The following is a 20,370-nucleotide window of genomic DNA, read 5'->3' as shown; positions in this document are numbered from 1 at the left end:
CGATCTCAATCTTCGGGCAATGCCGGATTATGTTTTCGCCAAAAGCACTTGAACCTTTTTCTTATCGCAAGACTGAGGACCCAGAACCTGATATTGTCCTAAACGTATTCTGCCTGCAGATAGCACAGGAGCCTCAAGAAGACAACCCGGTATTTCGGCGTAACATTTTAAAGTTGTACAATTCATCAGCAAATAACCGTAATTGTACAAACTGTTTATTGTATTCTTTGTCTTCAGTTTTTGCCAAAGGCCCCTACTGTTTACGCTGACATGTATGGTACATGACATATCATTGGTCATAACCTGCCTTCCCAACAGTAATCCTCTGCCAAGAGGATTACTGGTCTTGTAACCAAGGTGCCAACACTGATCTTCATTTAACGTATAATGCGACAAATGCCCCCAACGCACTTTGACCGGCAAATTAAAGTAGAACGATAGCATCCTGCTCAGGTCACCAATATAGGTGGTTTTTACTTTCAGGATCGAATGGAATCGTAATAAAGTAAGGTTAGTGAATACCCTGTCAGTGGTTTGTGATAACCCGTTGATATCTAAAAAAGCCCCCGGCCACTTGCCGAGTTGATGGATACGCTCAAGCATCATGGGCAGTGATGCGTATTGATCTATTGCAAAGCGTTTTTCAAGGATTGTACGATTAAATAATTCAATAAAATTAAAAAGACCGGATTTTTGTTGCTCAATGTAAACCTGTCGCAAAGCATCTTGAAAGTAATGGGGCATGATGCCTTTAGGACCGGTCAAACAGGGAAGGTTTGCCATCACAACCGTCTCGTTGTCGGTGGCATTCAGGGCGAATACTTCCTGATCAGACTGATACCCATATAAAGAGGTCAATATTCCCGGAAGCTTCCCATCGATAGCAAGCAATATCCTTAGAACCTGGCGAAACTCAAATCTTTCAGACTGTTTGAATAGCGAGCTTTGGATAGTATCAGTCATCAGTCAGTACCGGGAAACTCAGGGTCTTTATGCCACCGTCAGCACCCGACTTTAAATGCGCTATCATACGACTATGGGTACCCATCGGCCGCCAGAAATTGAGTACATGGCACAGCAGGTTTAACAACAGCGTTGCAGGAAAAGCGGTTAATTCCTGACAATTCAGGGTTATATGAAAACAGCAGCCCTGACTGACAAAATGGCGGTTGTCTATTATGGTGGGCCGAAGGTCATGTGACACTTCCAGCGACTCAATACTCCGCACTATTTGGCCGGCATTCCCCGAGCCCGGCTGGATAAATAATTCAAGCAAGTGTTGTAATTTACTGGCCTCATTCCTGTGGATTCTGAAACTGCGTATATTCAGCTGTAAGGCCGAGAGTAAATCCCAGCTGGCTCCCGCAGACAACAAACCATCCACACACACCCTGGAAGTATCATTTAACAAACGAATACCGCAAGGCAAAGACACATTGATCCCTCTGACTTTAGCCGTAACCGGCAACTGGCTGGCCTGCGGATCATAGCAAAGGCATTTTACTGCCAGCAATCGCCTGTCAGGGTGATTATGCTGCCCTGTGTATATGAACTGTAGATAGTCAGTGTCCTGATCTCTGCTGAACTGCCAGCTCACGTCTGAACGGACCTGTTCAAAGCTGGAATGAAACAGCGCTGATAGTTCAACAGACTGCTCCGGCTCGGTGATATCGGTGACTGAAAGTATTTCCCGTATCCGTGCATGATGGTGCAGTGGCCCCATGGATAGCGGCGTATCATGGGTTTCATGGTTGATTTTGACCGGATTGGTATAACCCTCAAACAGGTTAACCACTGGCGTACAGCCCAGCAGCAGATGATCCAGCCCGATATTCTCGGTACTTTGTTCGATCTCATCATCCAGTAACCAGAGAATATCCAGTGTTGTACTGCGGATTTTTTCGGCATAACCGGTGAGATCGAGATGAAGAAAACGGAACAGTTCCGGTGCCTGAAAAAAATTCATCAGCAGCAGATGGCTGTCGGAAAGACCGGGATCTGTTGGTAATATACGGCAATCGCCACCAAACATCGGCCATGATAATCGCTCCACGGGTATGGTGATCACCTGTTGATCAAAGCAGATCAGAATACGTTTCAATGAACTGACCAGGGTATCGAGGAACTCATCGGCCCTTAAAGCGTTCGGGTTGGCGTAAAACTCTATGCCCTGTCCCAGGTATTCTCCCAGGCCGGTGGACAAATCATTGCTGGCAATGGAAACCTTCAGAGCTGAACGGACCTCCGGTAATAGCGCCATAACCTCTTCCGGGAATGGAGCTGAAAGGCTTTTAATGCCGTTTATATTGACCGGTATCAGGTATTGGTTTCTGCAGGTTTGAAACTGGTATTTACCCTGTTTATCCGCAAGTTCAAACAATTCCCCTTTCTCAAGGGTTGTTTCTTCCTTTAATGTGCCAGTGGCAAATGTCAGAATGCCCAGTGCCGGTAACGGCTTGAGAAAATCCGAATAAAACAGCTGGTATATCTGTCGACAGACGGACTCATAACCATCATCCAGGCGAATCTGGAGCTCGGTACAGAGCCAGGCAACCCCCTCAAGAAGACGGGATATATCCGGATCTGATGGGTAACCCTCGTTCAAATCCAGTTGCCGGGCGGTCTCTGGCTGCTCACTGGCAAACGTCCGGAGCTTAACCCGAAGTTTGTGTAACTCCTGTTCGTAACGCCTGTTCTGTAGACTCAACTTATGTGTAGATGGCATGGGTAACTAACCCTGAATTGAATATTCTGCTGGTAACGATCCGATAACGCCCCTTCGATAAAAAAACTCAGTAGATTCTGTCCATAATCTACATGCACCGTTACCCAGTCCAGGCGTGGTTCAAAGATAAGAATTCGCTGCCAGAGCGTTTGCCGCAGGCGAAGGTTATCGATCAGGTGAGTCTGACAGCACGGTATGCCAAAACCGGCAAGACCGGTTTGTCCGGGCCCGGCTTCATTGCGGCCAGACAGCATTGAATTTCCGGGAGGAGCCCGGGTTGATAGCAGAGTCACTATGGTGTAGACGACAGCGCCACGGATACTGTCATGCTCGTCAGGAGTGGACATATTAATAAACTTTTCGAACATGATTACCTCCACACTATCCGTCGGTGTGATGTGACAGAAAATCATCAGACTCCGTTGACAGTTGCAAGTGAATTCTTAATGCATCCAGGGTAAATCCCGGCGGCAAGTGCGGGAGCAGTTCCAGCGTTGCCAGAAATACTCCCGGCTTGTCTTCTACCTCCTGAACCGAAAATTTTGCCCATTTCAGAGGCGAAACCGCCAGCAGGGACAGGTCCCTGATTTCTGAGGGGCTGCAGTATTGGTCAAGCCACCGTTGCAGGTCGTGTGCATACTCCACAACCTGATGGGTCGAGCCTACCCGCTCACGGGCTTTTACTTTCAGATAATGCCCAAAACGACAGACAATCAGCAAAGGCGGCAGAAACTGGCAGTACTCCTTTCCCGGGAGTACCCCGGTCATGGACATGGAAAAAAAACCCGTTCTATGGTCAAGCCAGCCGCTACCCAGCGGCATGATGCCCAGTCTGGTAAAGGTCGATTCCACCGATTCAGTCAGCCGGACTTCAGCCATGGTTCCCGGCTGATCGGGCAGTAGAGCTCCACACTTGACCCCCTCGCCCCAAGCCTGCAAGCCGGAAAACCAGCCATGCTCACCAAATTCCCTGACCACCAGGGCAAGTAGCGCATAACCACTATGACACCAGACAGCCCTGGTGCGAGGTAGATAAACCTTGTCGTAAGCCCCCCGGTCACTGCCGTTAGTAAAACGAGGCCAGGTAACGGCAAGAAAAACGGCAGACGCCTGTTCTCTGATGGCTCTGAAGCCTTCATAATCGGCAAATGTACCCACCCTTTCCAACCTTGATGCACAGCTGGATAACGCAGGGTTGTCACATTGCCACTGGTTGCCCATACCAAGAACAACAGGACAGAGAGACAGTTCTCCCAACTCAGACAGTTTGCCAACAAGCTCTGCCTGCTCAGAGGGGATATGGTTGAAAAACTCAAAGCGATAGTCTGCCATCAACAAACCAAAAGGCTCCCCTCCCAGCATACATAGCCCTTCCCGGTACACCTTCTGATAGAGCAGGGTTTGTGACAGATTGCCCGACGATTGCAGGTTGTTGTGCAACTCTGCCTGAGATAAATCCATAACCTTGACTTTAGTGCCATCGCCATCCTGTTGCTGCTGGACCAGCCAGGACAAACCGGCCCAGGTTGCCTTGAGTTCTGTATAGGCGACAGAATCAATAACGACCTGAACCTGACAATGCAGCAGGTCATCAATCGCTGCAACCAGGCGTAAAATGTTGATTTCCAGTGTGCCCATATCAGTCATTACGAAGAGGGTATGGCGGCCACAGTTCTCAGCGACGCAGTAAGCTCTTCCATTTGCAGCCAGGGCCTGAGATTGGCAACCACAAAATAACTGCCGGGCTTGCCTTTTTGTTCTACTACCGAGACCTGCGACTCCCTGAGGGGGCATCTTGCCCTGGCTTCATTACCAATGGCATTGGGGTTGGTATACTGGCCAATCCAGTTCTTCAGCTGCTTTTCAACGTCTTCAGCGGTCAAATTGGAACCGATATAATCACGCCCCATCACTTTCAGATAATGGGCAATCCGGCTGCAGGCCATAACATAGGGCAGCCGGGCGGATATCGCAGCATTGGCTGTGGTTTCCGGCTCAACAAAAGTCTGCGGTTTCTGTGCCGTTTGCGCGCCCAGGAACACGGCAAAGTTCTGCCCTTTATAATGCACCAACGGCAGGAAACCGAGGTCACTGAGTTCCTTCTCCCGTTCATCGGTAAGATTGACCTCGGCAGGACAATACTGAAGACGATCACCTGACAGCGATTGATAAGTAAAGTTGGGTAAGTTCTCTACCCTGCCGCCATTATCAACGCCACGAATGGCGGTACACCAGCCAGACTGGCTAAATGCCCTGGTCATATTCAACGCCAGTTCATAGGCGGCGTTGGTCCAGACAAAGTCCCGTTCATGATCCAGTTGAACAACGCCTTCCTCGCTGCGGGCCAGCTCCTCAAAGTCAAATCGGGTTGCCGGGTTGGTCTCGGCCCCGTAGGGGAGCCGGGCCAATACACGGGGCATGGTCAAGGTAACAAAGCGGGCATCATCACAGCTTCTGAAAGCATTCCAGGCACCATAGAGCGGATCATCAAAACCTGTGGCTACAGGCCGACCTTCTGCCAGGGCAACAAAAGAAGGTAATTCAAACATCCCGGAGGGGGCAGCCGCTATAAAAGGACAGTGGCTGGCGGCGGCAACTTCCGCAAGATAACGGAGCAGCGTAATATCCTGATCGCTGTAGCTGAAATACATATCGCCCACCAGCAGGCCATAAGGCTCACCACCGGCCGTACCGAACTCCTGCTGATAGAAGTTATTAAACAGTGGACTGCGATCAACAGCAGGTGCATTCTCAAATTGCGTTAGCAACTCTTGCTGAGAGGCATCAAAGAGTTTTATCTTCAAGCTGGTACCGAGTTCTGAGTTACGTACCAGCTTTTGCAGCCCCAGCCAACTGCCCTCCAACCTGCGAAAATCAGGGTTTGCCATTACAGAAGACAACTGCCGTGAAACAAGGGCATCAATATTGGCAACCGCATCGTTGATGGTATGGGTCAGGTTACCCATCCACTTCAGGTGCCCTTCTCTGAATTGAATAACAAGATTGATGATCAGAGACTTAAGGTCATCTGCATTGCTCTGGCCCCGGTTTTCCTGAAGGGTTAATAAAACACCGTTGGCAAAAACATCCGGAAGGTTTGTTTCAGCGAGGTTAGCTTCAACATCACTCATGATAGTCAACTACTCCTTACTAATATCCAGCTCATCGGCCAGTTTTTGCATCAAATCATTATTGCTGATCACTTGTCTCAGTGTTTTTTCGAGATCCCGACAACGGTCCGACTTGCCAAGTAGCGACATCAGCTGATTTCTGGCAGTAACCAGGTCATTCAGAACAGGCACCTGTTGTACGATATTGTCGGGTTCAAAATCTTCCATGGCATTAAAAGAGAGATCACAGGCAATTGGTGCCCCATCCTCTTCAAGTTTATTTTCTACAGAAAGACTGAGTTCAGGACCCAGCTTTGACATAATCAAATCAAAATTATCCTGATCTACCCGGATAAACTGCCGGTCTTCTATGGCATCTTTTCGATCATCAGGGCGATGACCTGAGAGATCGGCAATAACCCCGACCACAAATGGCAGTTCACGGGTTTGGGTTGATCCGCTCACATCAACATCGTATGTGATACTGACACGATTTTTATGAATACGTTTATGTTGGGAATTTTGAGGCATTTTTTTGATCCTCACCAATTTCAGGTAGTTTTTCGCAATAAATTCTATAAATTTTAAAGAACGGACACAGCTGATTAACTTGTTACGGTAGATTCTGCCGATGCTGATTTAACGTTATAAGTAATCAACCCACCAGGTGTTAATTCACCACTGGCCGATTCAAACCAGTGTTTTATATGAAACATGCTATAGGTGATGTGATACTGGACCGTCGGTGTGCCATCATTACCGGACATACTGAAATAACTGAGCCGACTTTCCTCAAGGGTCACCTGCAGGTAGACTTCAGGCCCCTGATTTGCCACCCTTTCAGGCTTTGTGCCAATCAGAAATAATTTCTTTCCCTCACTTGAAGGTGCCAGTAACAGGGATAATATGTTTTCATAGGCTCCGCAGAGTGTTTTATTGAGCCTGAATTCGTGCATCATACAATTACCACTCTCCATATTACTGTGGTCTCCAACATCCATGCCTATTGATCGGGAAGCTCCCCAGCTAAACGACGATATTGCAAACCAGCCTTCCTTCGGCAAACCATCACCACCAGTGAATTTTTCCAATGTTGACGCCCCTTTTGGAGTTTGTCCTTCAATATTCATGTAAAAAGTAGCCATGGTAGTTTTCCCGGGAATATAGAAAATTGATAATGTATAGTACTGGCCGTACTTAAAGAGATCAGCCAGACAATCAATGGCTAAAGGCAGCTCTACTAATACAAATAGCAGAAGACCTGTTTTTTCAATTTCTCATAAGATTATCCCTCGTTTTTTTCTTCAATTGACAGGGTATCAACCATACCGAGCCGCCGACTGATATCCTGATACAGTTCTTGCTGCTCACCGGTCATTTTTAAAAGAAGCTCGGGAAAACTGAGATCCAGCCAGTTCAATGCCGTTTCAAGTTGCCAGGAAACCGGGCTATGGGGTTCGGTCCGGCGAAAAAAGGTAAGCAGCTCCTGAATGGTGACCCTGGCACTATCACGATTCAGGACTTTTGGTGCCATAGGTGTGACTGTCAGACCATCACCACCCATACTATCTGATGTTTGAAGACCGTCTGTGATTTCTTGCTCAACGGACTGCGATTTTGGAACACATTGATTGAGCACCAGAATAGCGTCATTAATAACCGATTTGATTTTCTCAAGATGTATTATTTGGCCAAAACGCTTGAAATGCCCCGGAAGCTTCTCCCATGATTCAGCGAGAGACTGGAGGCTACTCAATATGTCAGCAGAAAGTCGGTCAGGTGTTTCATATCCCTGATTAATTGCCTTAATGTCTTTCAAGGAGTGATTATTCAATAGTTCCGTTTCCAGCAGAGGGGCCAAAAACAGTGGCTCTTTACTCTCATCTGAGATCATGGAAGCAAGGCGACCAAGGGATTCACAAAAAGACTCTTTAATATCACTACTACAATCAGTGGGCACCCGTTCAAGACACAGATCAAGCAGAAGGAAAGAAAGGCAGAAAGACTGCCATGGTGATTCAGGAGTGTACAGGCCGGAATACGCCAGCCAACCGAACCATTCCGGTGACCACAATGCCTTGCTCTTCGTTTCACCTAACAACCACTGATGACACTCCTGCCAGGCGCTGAACAGACTCTTTCTGAGGTTGATTGCGGCTTCAACATCAGGCTCTTGCAACCAGGCCCTGGCAACCGAATTAGCCTCCGCAATCAGTTTGCGGAGAAACCTGTATTGATCGGTGCCGTGTAACAGAGGGGGTACGAACGAGTCTGTAAAGTGAGAACTAAGAGATAAATATAGATTCTCATTCAAAATAATCATAATCAAAATACATCAATAATAATTTTTCAATGGAACAATATATATTCCAGTGAAACGAAATATACATTCCAGTGAAACGAAATCTTGAAGAAGTTTAGTTAGATAACATTGAAGGCTATTCTCCTTTCCAGCCAGACTTATTCAATCCGACAACTTGGATTAGAATCTAGATCAATTTCAAAAAAACACTTAACTTTTTTATGCTATATACAGCATTTATTAATTAGTTTTTTTTATTTTCATTTTTAAGAAAAATAACTAGGATTCCATGAATAAATATTTGTGTATTAAAAAAATATATGAAAATGAATAACAACTTTACACCTGACAATAGACGTCTTATCGCTGAAGACGTTGCAGGAAACAAGTATATTGCTACAAAGCTGGAAGTCAGTGAGAAACTGTGTGAGCTGTTTACGGTTCGGGCAACGGTATTCACCAGCGGAAGCTTTGATGAGCACAGTTTTATTAACAAACCTTTAACTATCAGCTACAGATCGGGTTTTGAAACACAGCTAACAACACGATTTGTTGTTAATGGCTACGTAAAAGAGCTTTGGAAGTATTCAAGGGAACGAGGGGATACCTTATGGGAGATAGAGCTATGCCCCTGGCTGTATAGACTCAGCACCAGAAAGAACTGTCGTATTTTTCAAAACATGAATGCCTACGAAATCATTGATCAGATCTGTTCTGAGTATGAATTCGATACATCGATCCGTTTTTCTGATTTCAATGATATTGAGTCCCGAACAGTTTGCGTACAGTACCTGGAAACTGATCTTGAATTTTTCTCCCGACTCCTCAGTGAAGAGGGCAAGTGCTACTATTTTGCCCACGACTTCGGCAGCCATACCATGGTTGTTGGTTCAAACCATGAGGCCTTTACCCGGATCGATGAGCCGGTTGAATATGGCGAACAGGCCAGCGATAAAATTAAAAGCCTGCGAGGCTGCACTCCGGTTTTCCACACCCATTACAGCTGTAAAGCTGTTGTCACCGGTTACAACCGGGAGCAGGCGGAGGCCATCATCAGTTCAGCTGCCCAGGCCAATAGAGGTTCGGGTACAGCGCCCTCCACGGAGGCGATGCTCTGGGATTCCCGGGTTGACCAGAGATCGACTGCTGATCAGGCGGCCCTGAATTTTACCAATCGCTTATCCAGTCATCGTCTTAGCTGCAAAAGTTCACAATCCGGGTTTCGTATTGGCACCAGGTTTGAAATCATCTGTCATACGGATTCTAACCAGCAGGGAGAGTATTATATTGATCAAATCTCTCACCAGTTTCACTGCAATGTCAATGAACAGTCCAGGAGTAAGCAAAAAGAGTACGAGAACACCTTTACCTGTATCAATATTGACTATCCTTTTGTTCCCCCTGCCCTCAACAAAAACAGAATTCCAGGCATACAAACCGCCCTGGTTTCAGGGCCTGACAGCAAAGAGATTTATCATAATGACCAGGGTGATATAAAAGTCCGTTTTCATTGGGACAGTTCAGGAACAACAAAAGGCGATCAATGCTTCTGCTGGGTACCAGTGGCTCAATCATTGGCAGGCTCTGGTTTCGGAAGTTTTATATTGCCCCGTGTCGGACAGGAAGTGGTCGTCAGTTTTATTGACGGAGATCCCGACCAACCTGTAGTGGTAGGCTGTCTGTTTAATGGTCTTAACAAAAGACCATACAGTGAAGGGCATTTTACCGGCTTCAAAACACTGTCCATGCCCAATGGTGCTGAAGGTCACGAGGTCAGGCTGGATGATACCAAAGATCAGGAGGAGTTTTACATAAGGAGCCAGAGGGACATGTTACTGGAAGTTGTCAACGACCTGGCCTCCTCTGTTGCGGGTAATCAGACAATGAATACTGAAAAGAACCTGAAATTGGTATCCGGCGCTGACATCGATATTGCATCTGGCGCTAACGCCAGTTATTCCTCTGATTCTGATACTGCTATCAAGGGACAGAAGATTAATATATCAGGCAGTGCGGGTATCACTCTGACCTGTGGCAACAGTGAAATCAGTATCAGCCCTTCAGAAGTCACCATAAAATCGCCCAGTGTTACCATTGAGGCGGATGTATCAACAACAATAAATGGCAAGATGGTTAACATTAAAGGAGAGCTGGCAGCCCTGCGTGGAGAGATGGTTGAAGTAGCAGGAAAAATGGTGACGTCCAGTGGCGATGCCTGCGTGAATTTAAAAAGCGATGGTGTGTTAATCATTAATGGCAAATTAACAATGGTCAATTGAGATTATGAGTGCTTTGTTGTTTGATGACCTTACCAGACTTTTGCAGGTGTACGATTTTAATGAACACCTTGTGCAGCAGGCGAAAAAAGTAACAAGCCCGGATCAACTGCTGACCAGCCTGTTAAAAGAACAGGCTTATAGTGACTCTGTCGCTTTTTTGGCCCACTGTTTCAAGAAAGAATATTCCATCTCATGGGGTTACCTATGTCTGGTGCACACACCTGCCTTATGGAGCAGGCAAGAGGCAAATGTTCTTGAAGGAATAGATTCCTGGTTAAAGGAACCTGTGGAAAAGCACCGCCGGTCCCACGAAAAAGATTTACATCATCTTGGCGTAAAATCCCCGGTAGCCTGGCTGGGACAGGCAATATTCTGGAGTGGCGGCAGTATTACGCCTGAAGATGCGCCAGCTGTTGACCCCAGTCCTTCGCTGTTTGGCCAGGCGGTATCCGGAGCTGTTCAACTGGCGGCACTGGTCGAGGATGCCATGCATACCCGTACACTCTTTCCGCGATTTATCAACCTTGGGATCAAGCTGATTGAGGGCATGCATAAAGATGACTTACTCACTCTTTCGCCGGAGGAGGATAATTTATGATGCCCGCCGCCCGTGTTCTTGATATGCACGTATGCCCAATGCAAAGCCCCGCAGTTCCTCCGATTCCTCACGTGGGGGGGCCGGTTCTACCAGCACCTTCAGTGCCCACTGTGTTGATTGGTGGTATGCCTTCGGCTGGTGCTGGTCAGCAATGCCTGTGTATTGGACCGCCGGACTCCGTCGTTGGCTGCAGTAAGTCTGTTCTGATTAATAAAATGCCACAGGCCAGGATGGGGGATTCCACTGCGCATGGTGGGGTTATCGCCATGGGGTGTCCTACTGTTCTGATAGGGGCTTGAGTGTTGTGATCATGTTTCAACAGGGAGAAGAAATGATTAGATATGCCATGAAGATGCTGTTGATTTTGCTATGTACAACACCTGTTGGTTGCTCCAGTGGATTAAGATCAAGCGGGTTAACAGCGAAAGAAGCCATTACGATCAACATTAAAGCCAGTGAAATATTAAACCCATATCTGGGCAATGAACAAAATCCATTATTTATTCAGGTCGTTCAGCTCAAACAGATTGATCGCTTTCAATCACTGGATTTCATCTCTTTATACCAGGATATAGAAAATTCACTTGGGAAAGACCTTATCTACCTTGAACAATCTTTCCCGATAAAACCAGGAACCACTGTAACAAAATCCATCAAACCTGAAATGGACACAAATTTTATCGGACTCCTTTATTTTTTCAGCAACTTTGAGCAGGCGACTACCCGTCACTGGTTCACAACCCAGCCCGGCAAAAAACAATGTTTTGATGTTTTCTTCAATAACAATAAAGGGGTATTAGAACGCTGCAAATAAGCAACGCAATGGTTTGCACTTCACTTTATCATTGGTATATGAGGACTGTTATAGTGAAACCCTATCCTGTGTGCTGGCTTGAAGGTGCTTTTATGACTCCCCAGCACTTTCAACAGCAAAACCGGTTTACCCAGTACCTGGCAGGGCAGTATTTCCAATTGATGAACCCGGTCTGTTTTGGCTTCACGGCATTGGAAATTGACGTAGAATCGCTGAAATCCGGTAGATTCCGCATCAATTATGCCAGTGGCATATTGCCGGACTGTACCCCTTTTCTTCTGGACGAACCTTTAACCGCCACCCCCCCATCAGCCACCAGCGATGCGATAGTGACTCTCGTATTGCCAATAACCCGCGATGGCTGTTCAGAAGTTGGTGATTCAGCCCAGCATCGCTACCGGTTCCATGGGCAGTCTCTGGTTGACAGTGTCAACCCGGATGCCCCCGTCGCCCATGTTGATATGGCTCTGCCAAATTTCCAGTTAATGATTGGCAATGATGCCATGGAAAGTTATGTGAGTCTTAATGTGGCCCGGATTTCTTATATTGATGGTAATGGTGCCATTTGCCTGGATAGCAGCTTTATTCCTTCTGCTATTAATTTACAAATATCCCGGGTGGTCATGGATAAAGTCGAGCATCTTTTTAACAGAATCCAACAGATGGCCAGTGCCGTTGCTTTCAGGATCAATAGCGGCAGGCAGTTTAAAAGCGAGCACATATTATTACAGGATCGTTTATGGAGCATGTATTTCAGTCAGTGGCAAGCACGTTTGGCGGTTATGATGACGCGCCCTCACCTGCTTCCCCGGGAGCTTTATCAAGAACTTTTTTCCATGGCCGGTGGACTATCCGGCCTGACAGGTTACGAAATCCCCAAACCCAAAACACTCCATCAGGATTCACTGGGCGATGTGTTACCTGAAATATTTGAACAGCTTATCAATGCCATGGATGTTGTCTCCCGTGACACGGTCATGGAAGTACCCCTTGATCACTCCGATTTTCCAATGGAGAGAATCCTCACCGCCGCCATTCCCGCAGCACTGGGCTCTAATGTCCAGTGCGTGCTTTCTTTTGAAATTTCCGGTGCTGACTCCGGTTGGTTAATGGCGAATATACCCCGGTTTATCACGGTAGCCCCGCAGGACCGGATTCAATCTCTGTTAAAAGCCGCCATATCAGGACTCAAGCTGACGCCACTGGCCACGCCTCCTATTGAGTTATGTTTGCCGAATTGCCAGACTTTTGTCGTTGATCTCAGCGATCCGTTGATCAGGGACTGCTCCCATTTCGCCCTGCATTTTGATAAACAGCTGGGTGACCCGGAAGTCAGGTTATTCATGATTCAAACGCTTTGAGAAGAACCTTATATGTCTGATCCGGTTGCTAATCCTGAGAATAACAGTCCAGCTTATGGCCAGCTCCAATCGCCGGGGGATTGGCTTGACCCTGTAACAGGTATGATACCCGTTGATACCGGTAACCGTCTTGTAGACGGCGCATTGCCACTGCTAACCCTGATCAATGGGATTCAGCGGCTTGAACCACCGGAGAGTATTTCTGCCTTCTACCATAATATCCAACAGCAACTGCAAAACTACGAGAGTGAGGTTCAGCACCCGGATAACCGACAAGCCCTTCTGATTCTGGCCGCGACGTTGGATGAGCTCATTATGGCGACCTCCTGGGGAACTGGTTTCTGGCTCCAGGAAACCTTATGTAGCCGTTTATTCAATAGAAGGGATGCAGGTAGATATGTCTTCGAGATCATTGATGAGAGCCTCAAAGAGGCTGACCAACACATGGATCTGTTATTTCTCTCATTTCTCTGTTTCAAATCCGGCTTTAGCGGCCATTTCAATGAGGGCAGACAGGAAGAGCTGAACTCACTTCTGGTAAAACTCTACCATCTGTTTATCAAACAGGGTTTATTGCAAAAAATAAAACTGGAGACCAACAACAATCAACAGGAATTCCAGCCATTACGCTCGTTCCCCTATCGAAGAACACTGTTGTGTTTTCTGGGGGCATTGATGTTCCTGTTTATTATCGGTGGCATTTTAATCTATGAGCAAAAAGATATTGCCATCATCACACTTGAAGATACCGGAAATGTAACAAATCAACCGACTCACGGTTACCAATTAACCACAACGGACAAGGTTTATGAACTCTTATTTAATAAGAATAATTAAGCTAACGTGCTTAATTGTGGGAGTGGTGTCTTTATTCCCGTTGGGGTTGCTGGCGTTGTTGCTGAAATGGAAGGTCACACTTTACTGCCTGGTAGCTATCAGTATTATTTCCCTTTGTACAGCATTCTGTTTTACCCTGCTCCAGAAGCGCAGAGAACAGGATGAGCGAGCCACACAGAGCTATATATCGGCATTTATCAGCAAACACATTTCTCGTACTAATCGCTATCATCGCCCATTATTCCTGATATTTTCTGATAACAACGCTGCCCTGGATCAGTTTTTCCTGACCATGGGACTTGAGTTATTCATGCCCCGAATTGCCGGGGAAAAGTTCATCGAGGGCTGGCACGGTAAAGACTGCCTGTTGCTCCATGTAAAACAACTCAACGAACTGGAAGAAAGCAACTGCTCCTGGAGCACCATGCTTGCCATGGTCAGGAACAGACGACCACGACAGCCTTTTAATGGCATTCTGCTGGATTTACCACTGACTACCCTCTCCATGAGCCCTGAAAAGCAGGAGGCCTATCTTGATTGTATCTGCAGATACAGCAATCAGGCGGCTGTCGCTGCACAGCAAAAGCTGCCAACCCTGTTCATGCTCTCCGGTATTCGCCAGTTACCCGGGTATGACAGCTTTTGTAAAAGCTTGCACAGGGATGAGCTTACCTGTTCGTTAGGCGCTATACGACCAGAAGACAGCACCGAAAAAATAGTACTCTGGTTTAACTCTTCTTGGCAAAAACTGTTGCAACAGCTTTACCTACGCCAGTCAGATTTCATTGGCCTGATATACAACACCCAACACGCAAACGACAGTCTGGAAATACTGTTCCAACTGTCAACATTTGGCAGTCAGATTCAGCCGCTTATCGCCCGTTCTTCAGAGACCCTGCTGACCAACAGGCTGGATGTTGCCGGCTATTTTATCTGCCCGCCGAGCAATCCCGACGACAACAACCGTTATGACTGCGCAGCCACCTATTGTCACTCCCTGTTTTCTTCCGGTAACCGGCAGAAGTTCGACACTATCAGTTCTGAGTATCACAGTTCATTCCTGCAGAATATTTTCCAACAGTTTCTGCTCCCCCTTGCCAACCGCGCTGGCATGAATAAAAAAGCACACTATTTCTATCGCTTTGCCGGCCTCAGTGGTTACGGCTTCTGTTGCCTGTTGCTGTGTCTTTCCGGTTGGTGGTTATATCGCAATTTCACGGCTGGAAAAGAGCTGACCAACCAGACCAGACAGGTACTGCTGGCCTACAAAGCCAACACTGATCTGCTGGTGCGAGACCAGGGCCGTATCAGCTCATTGCCTGACACGCTGGCAAAGCTTAATTCTCTCGCAGACTTATTGACGGAGTTCGAGCAAACACCCCGGATGTTAGTGGCCAGTCGTCGAAGTCTCCAACCGTTACAGGAAATGCTCAAAAGCTATTACTATCAACAGTTAAAGTTGAGACTGTCGCCTTACCTGATTACCGCTTTAGCCAAATCACTGGAGTTGCAGAATCAAAAAAGAAACACGGTGCCGGTTTTTGAAAGTCTGCGGCTTTATATGATGCTATTTGACTCATCCCAACTGGTAACCCATGAATTAATCAACCACACCCTGTCTCTTCTGGCACAACCGGCGGGCTTAAACCAGCCGTTTTCTGAACAACTTGAGCAACGTCTGACAGATTACCTGACCTTGCCAGATTATATCCATTACCAGCCGGACTCTGCATTAATACAGAAAGCACAAAAACAGCTACAAGGCATGACAGCCAGCATTTTGATCTACAATCGCCTGAAGGTAATGCCTGATTTCAAACAGTCCATTGCTATTGCCAACCTGATGGGACCTCATTTCAGTCATGTTTTTGAAGTGAGTAATTCCTCCTCCTGCAACAAATACCACCCGTTACTGTTCACCTCCAACAGCTGGAACAATAAACAGCTACACCATGATGCACCACTGGTCATCAACAGCATTCAGGATACCCTGAAAATACAGGGAGAATCTGCCCATGTCTCCACAGCATTGGCAGTGAACACCCTGGACTCAGTCAGAAAGCTTTTTGCCCAGGAATATATTACTCACTGGCATCAGTTGTTGAACTGCATACATATACGCCGATCGTCGACCATAAACGAGCTTACCGACATCGTCTCTTTACTGGCGCTGCTGGGTGTTTCCCCATTAACCGATGTTCTGGGTGCCGTTAAAGAGCACACCAGGTTCCAGACAGCGGCAGAAACCAATGACCCCGGTAGCGAAGATGGTTTTAGCAGTGAAGGAAAGAATACTCTGCTGACCTATAACCAACTCGGTGGCTCCGCCGGTCATAATCAACTGCTGTCACTGGCATTTACGGATTATCACCGCCTGGTTGACGAAAACAGTAACGGGGAATTTTTCCGCAATCTGCACAAACATCTGGAAGAAATTCTTGAAAACCTGATCCACCTTCGCAGTGCTGATAACCCCACCGTGATTGCTTTCAAACAGGTTCGTCAGCTGCTTAATGGGCATCACCCGGTGCTGGCTCTTACTTTGCTGGCTGAAGGGCAGCCGGTGGCCGTCCGGCAATGGATCAAACAGCTGGTTTCGCAATGGGGCAGTGTCTATTTCCGGCTGGCTAAACAATATATAGAGAATCAGTGGTTAACTGAGTTAGTGTCTCCATGGCACCAGACCATTGCCGGCCGGTTCCCGGTTTATGGCAATGGCTCACTGCAAATAGAGCCTGATGCATTTCAAGCGGCTTTCGGTCCGGGAGGCTGGATAGATAATTTTTATTCGTCTTACTTAAAGCCTTTTCAAGTCAACGCCAATCGGCTTCAACTCCTGGAGCATCAGGATTTCCGCCTTAGCCCTGAACTACAGGTATTCTTTAACCATGCCCGGGTGATTAAACGCTTCTTTTTCAATGACACCGGAACCATGGCTGATAATTCAATAAATATTCGGGTATTCTCCTTAAGTTCAGATTCAACCCATTACCAGTTGGACGACGGGTACAAAAAAATAATTTACAATCACGGCCCATCGTTATGGCAGAAAAGTATTTATCGAATGAATGACGATGACCGAATACTGAGTTCATCATTCCATGATGTGGCTCAACAGCAGGCTGCCAAAACCTACTCTGGTCCGTGGGCATGGCTCAGGTTCATTCGGGAATCTGCCGGGGAGAAAAATGGTGACACGATTATCCTGCATCATAAACAGGATAATTATGAATCTTCAATAGAGCTTCAATCTGCTTCCAACAAAAATCTTGAAGCCCTGCTCTCCAGTTTTAAGCGTATTACCATACCTAAAGCTGTTTTTGGCGTTTGAACTTTACTCAGGTTCGGTAAAGCACCTTGTCCACATGCCAGCCGAATTTGGTTTTCACCAGATGGTGTGTCAGTAACTCGCCGGTAAAACACACCTTATCAAAGGCTGGCACCATCTGCCCTTTCCTGAACTCTCCCAGGTGTCTGCCTTTTTTACCAGAAGGGCAGGTGGAATGCCTCTTTGCCAGGACATCGAATTTGGCACCTTTCTTAAGCTGTTTCACTCCAGCAAGGCTAAAGATTTTTTCAGCCATCTTGATCATGCCCTTGAGGACTCACAACGACTGACCTCCATTTTTGATGAATTGCTGCGAATCACTCAGATCGAGTCTGGCGCGCGCAGAAGCCGTTTTACCCGGATAGATCTGGCTCAGATCGTAGATACCGTGACAGAGATTTATCAGGACCTCGCAGAAGGCGGGGGCGATCAACGATCATGGTGAGATCTGTTCATCATTAACCCGACAGATCCTGTATACACTTCTGCGCTGATAACCAGGCCCCCTCAACCCTGCCACCCGCACACCAGGCACCAATGACCGCAAGCCGCTGACGTTCATCCAGAAGATAAGGTTGCTCAAAGGTTACTGGCTTAATATTGGCATAGCGCCAGTAATGTCGATATTCCGCAGTTTTCTCAAGCCCGGTAGCCATTATTGTCTGCAGCCAGTTCAAACCTGTCTGACCAATGTCCACTGCCGTTTCCTTACCCTGTTGTTCAGACCACTCTGGCGAGAAATGCAACATCCACACATCGTCAACATCCGGCGCTTTAATAAAACCGGGTCGGCTGGATAACCGCGAAGCCCAGCGGACCGTTTTATCACCAAAGATACCCTGCACATCTTCTGGAATTTTCCCCTGGGTAGCAAGGCCTGCTGCCCAGCAGGGTTGATGGACGGCCTCAGGTACAAGAGCCATCACATCAGAACAGCTATCAAGCAGGGTACGGCTTTGCTCTGCAGGACTACTGACAATCAACCAATCGAAGCCGGAAAAAAGCGCACCATTGTCAGACAACAGCCGCCACCCTTCCCGGCTCTTTTCCACCTTCGAGATGTGACATCGGAAGTTAACGGCAATGTTGCTGCTCAAACAATAAACCAGCTGATTCATTAACGGGGAACCAATATAGCGCACCGTTTCATCCGGTGACGGTGTTAATGTTCCCTGTTCAACACAATAGGGTGAAAAATCCCAGACCTGTACAGCAGACGCTTGCAGCCAGAGCTCTACCTGTTTCTGAAACCCCGGATCCCTGGCGGTAAAGTACTGGGCACCAATATCCAGCTTACCCCATGCTTCCCGTCGATTGGCTAACCGCCCACCTAATCCGCGACTTTTCTCAAAGACAGTCACTTCATGCCCCAATTCCGCCAACAGACTTGCGGCCTTTATCCCGGAAAGTCCGGCTCCAATCAGTGCAACTTTCATGGGTATTCCTCGTTACTTATCATCCGGCCCTCTCAACGAAACGTGAATGCCACGTTTTTTTATACCATTTTCATCTGGCAAGCAGATTGCGGAAAAATTTGCAAAGTTGCAACCCACCTCTACGTGGAGGCCGCACAAATAGATGTAAAATGTACTAATTACGTTTTCCGACGCGATCCGGGGGTTTGATGGTCATCAGGAAAGAGCTGCTGAGGGTACCGGATGACCCGGCTCTAACCTTGCTCAATGAATTGAAAATGAGGCAATTGGATTAAGTAACTCCAGACCAGTAACAGAGATGACTGTCAATAAAGCATACCTGACGTAATTGTTAAGTCATAGTTAATACCTGACCAGTCAAATAAACCAAACAACCTTTATTTATTCATTTTCCTCACCAACAATAAGATCACTTCATTCAAAAATATTTTATCCAGGTGTATATATGAAAAGCTTATTGATCATCGGTCTGGCAGTTGGCTTGGCTGCCTGCTCTGATTCAAAGCAAAGAGAAGGCACGATTAACAGAGACAAAGAGTCATCACCACTTTCTGAAAACCCCAGCCAGGCAAAGACCACAAAAATAAAAGAAAATTATTCATTTTCAGACACCTATACAGAAAATGATGCAAAATCCAAGCTCTATAAACTATCGAATTTTGCCACATCAGGTTCAGATATAAACGACCTTTCTTATAGTCTTGGCTATTACACCGTCAACCAAAATGACACTCTGATGAAAATTGCATTTGAGATATACGGCGATTATGAACAATGGATAGTCATTAAGAATGCAAATTCCGAAAAAATTGATTCTGAAAATGTAATAAAAAAGGGAGTAACCTTAACTTTTCCAGAACCAGCGGATAAATTCGTTCAAAGCAAAAAAGGGGATCCATACCTTATAAAGCGTGGGGATACGTTAGCCTCTATTGCCAGAAATACATACGGTTCAAGCCGTCACTGGAAAGCCATCTGGAAGAACAACACCCGTTTGATAAAAGATCCGGATAAAATTTTTGCCGGATTCACAATATACTTGCCAGTTATCAATTACTAAACAGACAAGGGCTGCCTCATACTCTGAAAGAGGTCATTGACGTTACCATCAATGACCTCTCTGCCACTTCCACCAGCCTCCACATTCGTGCGAGGCTGCATTTTGAATGCGTTTTACATCACAACTGCTCATAGTCATAGCCAATTTATATGCCTGGTTAACGCAAATATTAAATAAACTGTGTTTGATAAGAACTTTTACAAGAAGCAGATGTCTTAAGAAATAATTCAGCAATTCAATAATTCAATAATTCAATGAATTTCCAAAATAAGTCATCTTCATTCAATCCTGCTTTTTTTGATCTTTATAACGGATCATTAGGTTTAGAACAGAATTTTCAGTTTTACGATAGCAGACAACAACCCGCGTTCCAGGGTATGTCTGTTCAGAGGATGGATGATCCTTTTTCTGTTTATCATAATCAATCAGCCATACATCATTATGGCGCTGGCTTTTCCGGTCTATTAAAGGAATATGAGATTGCACCTGTGGCATCAGCTAATCCAGCAGGCTCTTCCGG

Annotated in this window: 19 protein-coding genes and 1 pseudogene; 9 read left to right on the top strand and 11 right to left on the bottom strand. The window is 46.6% G+C overall.

Annotated elements, in window-relative coordinates:
• Positions 1 to 27: 27 nt before the first annotated feature.
• The 8 genes from J7439_RS05905 to J7439_RS05870 form a co-directional block, all read right to left on the bottom strand.
• Entirely contained in the window at positions 28 to 963 is a 936-nt protein-coding gene (locus tag J7439_RS05905; RefSeq protein ID WP_209200901.1) for a type VI secretion system baseplate subunit TssG, read from the bottom strand.
• A complete protein-coding gene (locus tag J7439_RS05900) occupies positions 956 to 2,725 on the bottom strand; it encodes a type VI secretion system baseplate subunit TssF (RefSeq protein WP_209200900.1) in 1,770 nt (589 codons plus the stop codon). The genes J7439_RS05905 and J7439_RS05900 overlap by 8 nt, the downstream gene beginning before the upstream one ends.
• Complete coding sequence (locus J7439_RS05895; protein WP_209200899.1) at positions 2,704 to 3,093, bottom strand: GPW/gp25 family protein; 390 nt, start codon at positions 3,091 to 3,093, stop codon at positions 2,704 to 2,706. Before J7439_RS05895 ends, J7439_RS05900 begins: the two co-directional genes overlap by 22 nt.
• 13 nt (positions 3,094 to 3,106) lie before the next feature.
• Positions 3,107 to 4,363 carry a type VI secretion system contractile sheath domain-containing protein gene (locus J7439_RS05890; RefSeq protein ID WP_209200898.1) on the bottom strand — a complete coding sequence of 419 codons (1,257 nt, stop codon included), beginning with the start codon at positions 4,361 to 4,363 and terminating at the stop codon, positions 3,107 to 3,109.
• An 8-nt stretch (positions 4,364 to 4,371) separates the two neighbouring features.
• Positions 4,372 to 5,856: a type VI secretion system contractile sheath large subunit gene (gene tssC, locus J7439_RS05885; protein ID WP_209200897.1), complete on the bottom strand. Its 1,485-nt coding sequence runs from the start codon at positions 5,854 to 5,856 to the stop codon at positions 4,372 to 4,374.
• 9 nt (positions 5,857 to 5,865) lie between these two features.
• Positions 5,866 to 6,366 (bottom strand): type VI secretion system contractile sheath small subunit, encoded by a 501-nt coding sequence (tssB, locus tag J7439_RS05880; RefSeq protein ID WP_209200896.1) that lies wholly within the window; start codon positions 6,364 to 6,366, stop codon positions 5,866 to 5,868.
• Between the two features lie 74 nt (positions 6,367 to 6,440).
• Positions 6,441 to 6,980 carry a type VI secretion system tube protein Hcp gene (locus J7439_RS05875; protein WP_209200895.1) on the bottom strand — a complete coding sequence of 180 codons (540 nt, stop codon included), beginning with the start codon at positions 6,978 to 6,980 and terminating at the stop codon, positions 6,441 to 6,443.
• Positions 6,981 to 7,120: 140 nt separating this feature from the next.
• Positions 7,121 to 8,158 (bottom strand): hypothetical protein, encoded by a 1,038-nt coding sequence (locus tag J7439_RS05870; protein WP_209200894.1) that lies wholly within the window; start codon positions 8,156 to 8,158, stop codon positions 7,121 to 7,123.
• Between the two features lie 305 nt (positions 8,159 to 8,463).
• On the opposite strand from J7439_RS05870, the gene J7439_RS05865 reads away from it, so the two are divergent.
• Genes J7439_RS05865 through J7439_RS05835 form a run of 7 tightly spaced genes read left to right on the top strand, consistent with a single transcriptional unit; the run spans position 8,464 to position 17,357 of the window.
• Entirely contained in the window at positions 8,464 to 10,416 is a 1,953-nt protein-coding gene (locus J7439_RS05865; protein WP_209200893.1) for a type VI secretion system Vgr family protein, read from the top strand.
• A 4-nt stretch (positions 10,417 to 10,420) separates the two neighbouring features.
• Entirely contained in the window at positions 10,421 to 11,014 is a 594-nt protein-coding gene (locus tag J7439_RS05860; RefSeq protein WP_209200892.1) for a DUF6931 family protein, read from the top strand.
• The gene (locus tag J7439_RS05855) at positions 11,011 to 11,313 is read left to right on the top strand and encodes a PAAR domain-containing protein (protein WP_209200891.1); all 303 of its coding nucleotides are present in this window, start codon (positions 11,011 to 11,013) and stop codon (positions 11,311 to 11,313) included. The genes J7439_RS05860 and J7439_RS05855 overlap by 4 nt, the downstream gene beginning before the upstream one ends.
• A 5-nt stretch (positions 11,314 to 11,318) precedes the next feature.
• Complete coding sequence (gene tssJ / locus J7439_RS05850; protein WP_353620122.1) at positions 11,319 to 11,828, top strand: type VI secretion system lipoprotein TssJ; 510 nt, start codon at positions 11,319 to 11,321, stop codon at positions 11,826 to 11,828.
• A gap of 8 nt (positions 11,829 to 11,836) precedes the next feature.
• Positions 11,837 to 13,189 carry a type VI secretion system baseplate subunit TssK gene (gene tssK, locus J7439_RS05845; RefSeq protein ID WP_353623004.1) on the top strand — a complete coding sequence of 451 codons (1,353 nt, stop codon included), beginning with the start codon at positions 11,837 to 11,839 and terminating at the stop codon, positions 13,187 to 13,189.
• A 12-nt stretch (positions 13,190 to 13,201) separates the two neighbouring features.
• Positions 13,202 to 14,026 carry a type IVB secretion system protein IcmH/DotU gene (gene icmH / locus J7439_RS05840; RefSeq protein WP_209200888.1) on the top strand — a complete coding sequence of 275 codons (825 nt, stop codon included), beginning with the start codon at positions 13,202 to 13,204 and terminating at the stop codon, positions 14,024 to 14,026.
• Positions 14,027 to 14,042: 16 nt separating this feature from the next.
• Positions 14,043 to 17,357 (top strand): ImcF-related family protein, encoded by a 3,315-nt coding sequence (locus J7439_RS05835; RefSeq protein ID WP_209200887.1) that lies wholly within the window; start codon positions 14,043 to 14,045, stop codon positions 17,355 to 17,357.
• 7 nt (positions 17,358 to 17,364) lie between these two features.
• Here J7439_RS05835 and J7439_RS05830 read toward each other — a convergent pair.
• Positions 17,365 to 17,580, bottom strand: a pseudogene (locus J7439_RS05830) (peptidylprolyl isomerase); the annotation flags it as partial.
• Between J7439_RS05830 and J7439_RS05825 the strand changes: the two are divergent.
• The gene (locus J7439_RS05825; protein WP_209200955.1) at positions 17,530 to 17,799 is read left to right on the top strand and encodes a hypothetical protein; all 270 of its coding nucleotides are present in this window, start codon (positions 17,530 to 17,532) and stop codon (positions 17,797 to 17,799) included. The pseudogene J7439_RS05830 and the gene J7439_RS05825 sit on opposite strands and share 51 nt — an antisense overlap.
• A gap of 13 nt (positions 17,800 to 17,812) precedes the next feature.
• Here the strand turns inward: J7439_RS05825 and J7439_RS05820 are convergent, their stop codons facing one another.
• On the bottom strand, positions 17,813 to 18,790 hold the full coding sequence (locus tag J7439_RS05820; RefSeq protein ID WP_209200885.1) for an NAD(P)/FAD-dependent oxidoreductase: 978 nt from the start codon (positions 18,788 to 18,790) through the stop codon (positions 17,813 to 17,815).
• A 445-nt stretch (positions 18,791 to 19,235) separates the two neighbouring features.
• Between J7439_RS05820 and J7439_RS05815 the strand changes: the two genes are divergently transcribed.
• Positions 19,236 to 19,850 carry a LysM peptidoglycan-binding domain-containing protein gene (locus J7439_RS05815; RefSeq protein WP_209200884.1) on the top strand — a complete coding sequence of 205 codons (615 nt, stop codon included), beginning with the start codon at positions 19,236 to 19,238 and terminating at the stop codon, positions 19,848 to 19,850.
• 282 nt (positions 19,851 to 20,132) lie between these two features.
• Here J7439_RS05815 and J7439_RS05810 read toward each other — a convergent pair whose 3' ends face one another.
• Positions 20,133 to 20,345, bottom strand: a complete 213-nt coding sequence (locus tag J7439_RS05810; RefSeq protein WP_209200883.1) for a hypothetical protein — start codon at positions 20,343 to 20,345, stop codon at positions 20,133 to 20,135.
• Positions 20,346 to 20,370: the final 25 nt, after the last annotated feature.

It is taken from the genome of Salinisphaera sp. G21_0, from assembly GCF_017744115.1.
GTDB lineage: Bacteria > Pseudomonadota > Gammaproteobacteria > Pseudomonadales > Endozoicomonadaceae > Endozoicomonas.
The sequence above is the reverse complement of the archived record's forward strand: the minus strand, read 5'-3'. Positions and strand labels throughout refer to the sequence as shown.